Here is a 7,283-nt window from a genome sequence, read left to right on the forward strand (position 1 = left end):
TTGCCCAAACAGGAGACTATCCATGACAACAATTATCGCTATGTTTTCTGGATACGTATTCTATTCAAACGGAATATGGTGGGCATTGGTTACGGTAATAATCTCAGGAGTCTTGCAAGAGATTTCTAAAAGGTCAATGGGTAACCAATATAAATTCGCTCTGGAAAATGGCTATTCTCATGAGCAAGCAACAGAGGCAATATCTGACAAGCTCACGCAAATAAACATGGTTTTGACAATTATTATTCTAATTCATGGGGCCTATTCATTGATAGAAGTCATGCGGTAGTCTTATTACAAATCATTGTATTGGTAATATTAATGGAAAATATTATTCGTGTATTTGGGTTATTGGTTTACTTTTCCGTAGTTTATTTCGTTTTCAGTGGCTTGATATGGATTTATAAATCAGCCAAGGAAGGCAGTAGCCGTATAACATTAATGTACTTATGTCAATGGTTCTTTGCTATCATTTGTTTAATTGTATTTACAATGTTTGATTGGAGTAAGCTACATCTCTTTTGGATAATCCCGGTTGGTTTTTTTGTCTCTCTCAGTCCACCTGGTAGGGCTCTGGGTCGTTTAGTTGGTATGATAACCGCAATTGTTTTCGGACATCCTGGCAGAAACAAATGACATTTTTCCAACAATAAAATAAACCTGACCGCGAGCACCGCTGCTATATTGATGCAGGCTCCTTGGCGCGGCAGGTTATTAATGCGTTCGGCCACCAACCCAATAATTACGAAGATGAATTTTTCACCCAAAATGGTAGAATCCGGAAAACTCTAAAAAGATTCTACATCTGAGGCGTGCTCGTTATGTATCAAATTGAAAATACGATAGATATTGACAAATCTTTTATTTTAAAAGAAGACGAAGCGACTTACCATTCTCGCTGTTCCGGAGAGCTACTGCACAGCCGGGAACGCTATCGTCTGATAGATCTTTTCTGTGGAGCCGGAGGCATGTCGTTAGGGTTTTCAGAGGTTTTCGGCCAACCGTTCCAATCTGTCTGGGCAAATGACTATAATCAATTTTGCGGCGACACTTATAATGAAAATTTCGGCCCTCATTGTGTTGTCGGAGACATTGTCGAAATACTGGACCAAGGGAAAATCGAGATACCAAAAGCTGATGTTGTAATTGGTGGCCCTCCCTGCCAAGGTTTCAGTCTCTTAAATAAAAATCGCGAAAATGACCCTCGCAAGGAATTGTGGCGGCCATACTTAGAAGTTGTTGAACGATCCGGGGCATCAATTTTTATTATGGAGAATGTCCCCCAATTGCTTGGCACCTTCGAGCATGGTGAAATCGTCGGAGCGGCAAGGTCTCTCGGCTTCCGAGTCTGGCAGGAAAAATTAATTGCTGCAGATTATGGGGTTCCTCAAACTCGAACCAGAGCATTCATCATAGGTTGTAAATTCGCCGATCCGGCAGTGTTATTTCCACCTCGGAAAACCCATTTTAATCCTAATGGGAACGGCAAACCGTTAACTCTTCCTTTTAATAAGGTGGAATACCTGTCAACTCCTCCGAAGTGGAAAACAGTAAGAGACGCTATTGCCGATTTACCGGCGCCCGAGGGGACGGAAATAAGAAATGTCCCCCCCCCCTTAGATTTGCATTTTGGGAGAACCCCAACTGAATTAAGCCGCAAAAGATATCGAGCAATTCCGCGAGAAGGGATGAACCGATTTGATCTCCAGAGAATTGCTCCGGAGTTAACCCCAAAATGCTGGATTAGAAAGAAATCAGGAGGAACGGACCTGTTTGGCAGACTTTGGTGGGACAAACCGTCTGTAACGATACGCACCGAATTTTTCAAACCTGAAAAGGGTCGCTATTTGCACCCTAAACAGCACAGGCCGATCACCCATCGGGAAGCGGCACGATTTCAAAGTTTTCCTGATAGTTTTAAATTCTTGGGTTCCAAGATAGAGGTAGCCAAACAAATCGGCAATGCCGTGCCGCCTTTACTTGCGGCACGAGTGGCAGATGTCGTTAGATTACTACTTGATCAAAAATATGGGAAATGGACGTCTTCTCAAGAGCAAAACGAAGTCAAATTATGTCGCGGGTAGGTGGCAAAAACACCAAGCCGGAAATAGCCGTCCGCTCTCTACTACACAGTTTGGGATATAGATTCAGGCTCCACCGAAAAGACTTGCCGGGAAAGCCTGATATAACATTGCCGAAGTATAAAAAAGTTATCTTTGTTCATGGCTGCTTTTGGCATGGACATGAAGATTGTCCACGCTCTAAGCGTCCCTCAACCAATGAAGAATTTTGGCGTGAGAAATTGGATAAGAACATCGAACGAGACAAAGAAACTGTTACTGCTCTAAAGAAATTAGGTTGGGATGTACTAACTGTTTGGGCCTGTGAAGTGAAGGACACGAATAAACTGAAGACCAAGCTCCTTTCATTTCTCGGAAGGTGATAAGAGAGTATCGGATATGAAATCTGAAAAAATCAGAAATGAACTGCAGGAATTATTAACCAATTTTGAACAGGAATTAAAATCCGACAGTTTACGAAACAAAGTTCTCTCTCTTGTCCCTTGTTTTAGCCATTTGCGTGACCTCGGGAAATCTCTTATTCCCTCCACTATTGCAAGAAGCGCCAGAGACCGTATCCTCCATTATTTTCAAAAATATCCGGCAGTAATAATAAGTGGTGATGAGCTGCTTGTCGTTTCCGGCATCCAAGAATACGCCCGTAGGGTTCGAGAGTTAAAGGTACAGTTCGGGTGGTCGATTGTCAGCGGTCTGACAGCCAAGCAAATGGCGGAAGAAAACGAATTTCCTCTACCGAATATTGACGCAACATCAATGGGGCCTTCCGATTATATATTGCTTTCTCCACAGCAAGACAGGGATGCGGCCCACCGTTGGAACCTTGCCAATGAAATTAGAAGAGAAAACATTTCCGTCCGCGACAAAATATTGAAATATTTGAGGGCGAACGTCGGTCAAAAAGTGACCGGCGAGGAATTGAAATATTTAGCAAAAGATAGGTCGGAGTGGGCAAGAAGAGTCAGAGAATTACGCACAGAATTTGGTTGGCCTGTTGTAACCCAAAATACCGGCCGACCGGATATTGAAGTAGGAATGTATCTACTTGAGGCTGATCGCCAAAGCCCTGAACATGACAGGCATATACCCGACCCGGTAAAAAGAGAGGTGCTTCGGAGGGATAATTACAAATGCACCCTATGTAATTGGTCCCACGAAGAATGGAATAGATCAGACCCGCGCCACTTGGAGTTACACCACAAAAAACACCATGCCAAGGGCGGCGACAACACGGAAAGCAACCTGATTACCGTTTGTACGGTTTGCCATGACGAAATACACAGGAAAAAATCATAATAACGGCGAGGCCGAACCAGGCGCTGCACATTGACCGCAAGGGGCGCGGGCTTATAGCCTGTTGCCCCTTTTGTGTTTCCGGTGATTGTGGCAACCGCTGAGTTCCCTTGCGGCAAGTGAGCTTAGCGTTATGAGTAAAAAGAATGGGGGAAGCACTTGGCCGTACCTGACTTTCAATCATTGATGTTGCCGTTGCTCAAGTTTTCCGCTGACGGTGAAGAACACACGATGCAGGAAGCTCGTGATGGACTGGCTGAAATTATGGGCCTGTCCCAAGAAGACCTTGAGAAAAGGCTGCCAAGCGGTCGGCAAGCTACATTCGCAAACCGGGTAGCCTGGGCGAAAGTTTACCTGACCCAGGCTGGAGTCTTGGAATCGCCAAAACGTGGGAAATTCTATATTTCTGACCGTGGCCGTAAAATTCTTGCAGAGGGCCCGGAGCGAATAGACATCAAGTATTTGGAGCGGTTTGAAGAGTTTCAGCAGTTCCGGCAGGCAAGCAACAAGAACCGAACCGAAAAAGTAACCCACACAGGCGACGACGAAACATCGTCTACGACTCCCGAGGAAACATTAGAGCAAGCTTATCAGCAGTTACGGGACGAAGTGGCAAATGAGCTGCTTCATCTCATCAAAAGCAATACGCCGGATTTTTTCGAGAAGTTGGTCGTTTATCTTATTGTTTCAATGGGGTATGGCGGTTCCGTCAAAGAGGCCGGAAAGGCCACTCGAAAAACAGCGGATGAAGGCATTGATGGCGTTATCAAAGAAGATCGTCTCGGCCTGGATGCTATCTACCTGCAGGCCAAGCGGTGGGAGGCTGTTGTTGGTCGGCCAGAGATCCAAAAGTTTGTCGGTGCCCTTCATGGGCAGCGAGCCAAGAAGGGTGTATTTATTACCACCAGTCGTTTTTCAAAAGAAGCACTAGACTACGTTGGTCAAATTGAACCCAAGGTGGTGTTGATAGATGGCTCAGATCTTGTTCAGCTCATGATTGATCACAGTGTTGGTGTCAGTTCTGCGGCGGTGTACGAAGTCAAAAAGGTAGATACGGACTTCTTCATCGAGGATTAAGCGAGATGCCACGCCCCGATATAGTCCAAGATTTCGTCCGCACCCCACTTTTTTGGGTACACTTTTACATTGCCGGTGACAGCTGCCGTCCGGCATGTCAAAGAAAAAAATCCACCCCTAAAACAGCACTGCGATATCCCACCGGTTGTTGCGTGATGCGCAATATGATATCTTTCTAGTATGATCAAGTCGTTTCGACACAAGGGACTCCGGCGTTTCTATGAAGCAGGGAGCGTTGCCGGCATTCAGCCACAGCACGCTTCCCGGCTCAGGATGCAGTTGGCGGCTTTTGAAACCGCGGTCACCATCGAGGATATGGATATTCCGGGGTTTCGGTTGCATCCGCTGAAGGGACGTGGGCGCGGCAGGTGGTCGATTTGGGTCAACGGCAACTGGCGATTGACCTTCGAGTTCCATGATGGCAACGCATATATTCTGGATTACGAGGACTATCACTAATGGCTATGCACAATCCCCCCCATCCTGGCGAGTTCATCCGTGACGTCTACCTTGCGCCCTTTGGTTTCAGTGCGCGCTATCTCGCGTCGAAGCTCAATGTGTCGCCTTCGACGGTCGCCCGGGTCCTTCAGGGACGGAGTGCGGTCAGTCCGGAGATGGCCTTGCGTTTGTCCAAGACCTTGGGGCGATCGCCGGAGAGCTGGCTTGCGATGCAGGACCAGCATGATCTTTGGAACGCTCGGCAGAAGGTGAGCCTGGAAGGCGTCGAGGCACTGCGCCTCAAGGACACCAACAAAGCGATGCGGTCTGAGCCCTGACGCGGGGTCTTCTGCGGTCGCTGAGCCTCTGCCAGGCCACGAAATAGAGAAACAAGGCGAAAGATATGCCGAGAAGACCAAGACCGCCGGAAACAAAACGAAGCGAACATTGGCTACGCTTGATGGTGCGCGAGTATTCTGGCCTGTTGGATACAGCTATCGCCGAAGCCTTCGGTTGGCAAGCGACGACGATAGACTGGCGCTCGCCGATTCAGGATGACGACTACGCGGAATACTACGATCAGGCGTTTCTCGACCGTCTGCTTGTTAACGACCTGACAATGCCTCTTGATGAATTCTGGCCCAAGAGCGGCCCACGCTGGGACGGGCTGGCCCGCACCTCAGACGACAGACTGATCCTCATTGAAGCCAAGGCCCACATTGACGAGGCCGTCGATTATCGAAGCAAGGCTTCGGGCGATGCGCTCCGCAGAATCAAGCAGCGTTTGGAAGAAGCCAAGACCGCATTCCGTGCAAGCAATGATGCCTGCTGGCATGCGCCACTCTACCAAATGGCTAACCGTCTCGCCCACCTCTACTACCTAGCCGGGATTAACAAGAAGGATGCCTACCTCGTTTTCATTGACTTTGCAAACGCGCCGGATGTTCCTCAACCGGCTTCTCGTGAAGAATGGCAGGGGGCCGCTCGTCTTGCCTACAAGTGTCTTGGATTAAAGGACAGCAAACTGGCGAGGCGGGTGACAACCGTCATCGTGGATTTGAAATATGGAAGCGGCCAACCATCGGCTGGTGCGTACGCGCTACCGCGCGCCGCACAGTTGTAACGTTACAATTCAAAAAAAACTTGCCTCAGTCTGTTGTGGAGTTTATGGTTTTAAGTATAAACTTCAACCAGGTTTAAGAGGTAACACAGTGCAAGCCACAGCTAAAGACCTTCGATTCCACTCCAAAGAATTATTGAACACCGTTAAAAGGGGCGAAGAAGTAGTTATCACATACAGAGGGAAGCCTTGCGCCAAGCTCGTCCCCATAGAAGAAGAAAAAAAGACATCTCCTGAAACCAACGAATTATTTGGCATATGGAACGACAACGCACAAGCAGAAAATGTAGAAAACTACATTAGAACAGTTAGAAAAGGGCGTTTCAATGCTAATTGATACCGATGTGTTCATCTGGTACATGCGAGGTAACACAAAGGCGTTAGATGAATTAGAAAAGCATAGAAACTTCTCTCTATCCGTCGTCACCTACATGGAACTAGTCCAAGGAATGAGGAACAATAAAGAGCTAACAGCACTCCGCAAGGCTTTAAAAAGCTGGAACTGCAACATTATCTACTTAAGTGAAGAAATCTCAAGCAAGGCCATGTTCTATGTTGAACAGCACTACCTGAGTCACTCCATGCAAATTGCCGACGCCTTAATTGGGGCCACCGCAGCATCCTACGGAATGCCCTTATTAACAGGAAACGATAAACACTACAAAGTTGTAAAAGAAATATCTCTCAAAAAATTCAGGCCATAAATAAACAAGTTATGTATAACCATAACAGGCACCACGATCATCGCCATGGCGCTAGCTGACAGCGCGACTGCCAGGGATGATGACCCTGATCTCCCTCGCCATCGCCGTAGCCTTCATTTTTTCGTGGGAGGTCCAGCTCGGTTTCGTTCAGGCGGATGCCATCTGGTGGGAGTTGGCCACGTTGGTGACCATCATGCTGCTGGGCCACTGGATCGAGATGCGCTCGGTCGCACAGGCGCAGGGCGCGCTCCAGGAGCTTGCCAAGCTCCTCCCGGATACCGCGCCCGGGTCACTGATCAGGGCGAGGAGAAAGTCCCGCTCATATAAATGAGGCGTCATAGTGAAAACACTGACTTTCAGGTATTGGGATCGCATTCGTTCCAGCTTATGGTTCATTCCCACGGTGATGGCCCTAGCCGCGGTGTTTTTGGCCTTCATAAGCGTCTCTTTGGATAGGCCGGTGACGAACTGGTTGTTGCGTTCGTGGGGCTGGACATTCACCGGCGGAGCAGAGGGGGCCAGCTCCGTGCTGGGGATCATAGCCGGATCAATGATCACCATCGCTGGAGTTGT

The 7,283-nt window shown here is 47.9% G+C and carries 11 protein-coding genes and 1 pseudogene; all 12 read left to right on the forward strand.

Annotated features, from left to right (window positions below):
- Positions 1-22: 22 nt before the first annotated feature.
- Complete coding sequence (locus P0N66_RS05200; protein ID WP_275802946.1) at positions 23-289, forward strand: hypothetical protein; 267 nt, start codon at positions 23-25, stop codon at positions 287-289.
- Between the two features lie 532 nt (positions 290-821).
- Positions 822-2,084, forward strand: coding sequence for a DNA cytosine methyltransferase (locus P0N66_RS05205; RefSeq protein WP_275802948.1), 1,263 nt, complete (start codon positions 822-824; stop codon positions 2,082-2,084).
- Positions 2,072-2,443, forward strand: coding sequence for a very short patch repair endonuclease (locus tag P0N66_RS12885; protein ID WP_431190006.1), 372 nt, complete (start codon positions 2,072-2,074; stop codon positions 2,441-2,443). Before P0N66_RS05205 ends, P0N66_RS12885 begins: the two co-directional genes overlap by 13 nt.
- A 16-nt stretch (positions 2,444-2,459) precedes the next feature.
- Positions 2,460-3,374, forward strand: a complete 915-nt coding sequence (locus tag P0N66_RS05210) for an HNH endonuclease (protein ID WP_275802950.1) — start codon at positions 2,460-2,462, stop codon at positions 3,372-3,374.
- 156 nt (positions 3,375-3,530) lie between these two features.
- On the forward strand, positions 3,531-4,448 hold the full coding sequence (locus tag P0N66_RS05215) for a restriction endonuclease (protein ID WP_275802953.1): 918 nt from the start codon (positions 3,531-3,533) through the stop codon (positions 4,446-4,448).
- Between the two features lie 180 nt (positions 4,449-4,628).
- Positions 4,629-4,907: a type II toxin-antitoxin system RelE/ParE family toxin gene (locus tag P0N66_RS05220; protein ID WP_275802954.1), complete on the forward strand. Its 279-nt coding sequence runs from the start codon at positions 4,629-4,631 to the stop codon at positions 4,905-4,907.
- A complete protein-coding gene (locus P0N66_RS05225) occupies positions 4,907-5,224 on the forward strand; it encodes a HigA family addiction module antitoxin (RefSeq protein ID WP_275802956.1) in 318 nt (105 codons plus the stop codon). The genes P0N66_RS05220 and P0N66_RS05225 overlap by 1 nt, the downstream gene beginning before the upstream one ends.
- Before the next feature lie 65 nt (positions 5,225-5,289).
- Positions 5,290-6,009: a hypothetical protein gene (locus P0N66_RS05230; protein ID WP_275802958.1), complete on the forward strand. Its 720-nt coding sequence runs from the start codon at positions 5,290-5,292 to the stop codon at positions 6,007-6,009.
- 88 nt (positions 6,010-6,097) lie between these two features.
- Complete coding sequence (locus tag P0N66_RS12890; RefSeq protein WP_431190012.1) at positions 6,098-6,343, forward strand: type II toxin-antitoxin system Phd/YefM family antitoxin; 246 nt, start codon at positions 6,098-6,100, stop codon at positions 6,341-6,343.
- Positions 6,333-6,710 (forward strand): type II toxin-antitoxin system VapC family toxin, encoded by a 378-nt coding sequence (locus tag P0N66_RS05240; protein WP_275802962.1) that lies wholly within the window; start codon positions 6,333-6,335, stop codon positions 6,708-6,710. Before P0N66_RS12890 ends, P0N66_RS05240 begins: the two co-directional genes overlap by 11 nt.
- A 55-nt stretch (positions 6,711-6,765) precedes the next feature.
- Positions 6,766-6,993, forward strand: a pseudogene (locus P0N66_RS05245) (heavy metal translocating P-type ATPase); the annotation flags it as partial.
- A 57-nt stretch (positions 6,994-7,050) separates the two neighbouring features.
- The coding region (locus P0N66_RS05250) for a DUF2254 family protein (RefSeq protein WP_275802966.1) at positions 7,051-7,283 on the forward strand (233 nt) is incomplete at its 3' end.

Origin of the sequence: Desulfurivibrio dismutans, assembly GCF_029210385.1 — a bacterium.
Taxonomy (GTDB): domain Bacteria; phylum Desulfobacterota; class Desulfobulbia; order Desulfobulbales; family Desulfurivibrionaceae; genus Desulfurivibrio; species Desulfurivibrio dismutans.

What these genes read in the sequence shown, in the direction of transcription:
- P0N66_RS05200 (WP_275802946.1), top strand. Translation starts at nt 23, where the DNA reads ATGACAACAATTATCGCTATGTTTTCTGGATACGTATTCTATTCAAAC.
- P0N66_RS05205 (WP_275802948.1), top strand. Translation starts at nt 822, where the DNA reads ATGTATCAAATTGAAAATACGATAGATATTGACAAATCTTTTATTTTA.
- P0N66_RS12885 (WP_431190006.1), top strand. Translation starts at nt 2,072, where the DNA reads ATGTCGCGGGTAGGTGGCAAAAACACCAAGCCGGAAATAGCCGTCCGC.
- P0N66_RS05210 (WP_275802950.1), top strand. Translation starts at nt 2,460, where the DNA reads ATGAAATCTGAAAAAATCAGAAATGAACTGCAGGAATTATTAACCAAT.
- P0N66_RS05220 (WP_275802954.1), top strand. Translation starts at nt 4,629, where the DNA reads ATGATCAAGTCGTTTCGACACAAGGGACTCCGGCGTTTCTATGAAGCA.
- P0N66_RS05225 (WP_275802956.1), top strand. Translation starts at nt 4,907, where the DNA reads ATGGCTATGCACAATCCCCCCCATCCTGGCGAGTTCATCCGTGACGTC.
- P0N66_RS05230 (WP_275802958.1), top strand. Translation starts at nt 5,290, where the DNA reads ATGCCGAGAAGACCAAGACCGCCGGAAACAAAACGAAGCGAACATTGG.
- P0N66_RS05240 (WP_275802962.1), top strand. Translation starts at nt 6,333, where the DNA reads ATGCTAATTGATACCGATGTGTTCATCTGGTACATGCGAGGTAACACA.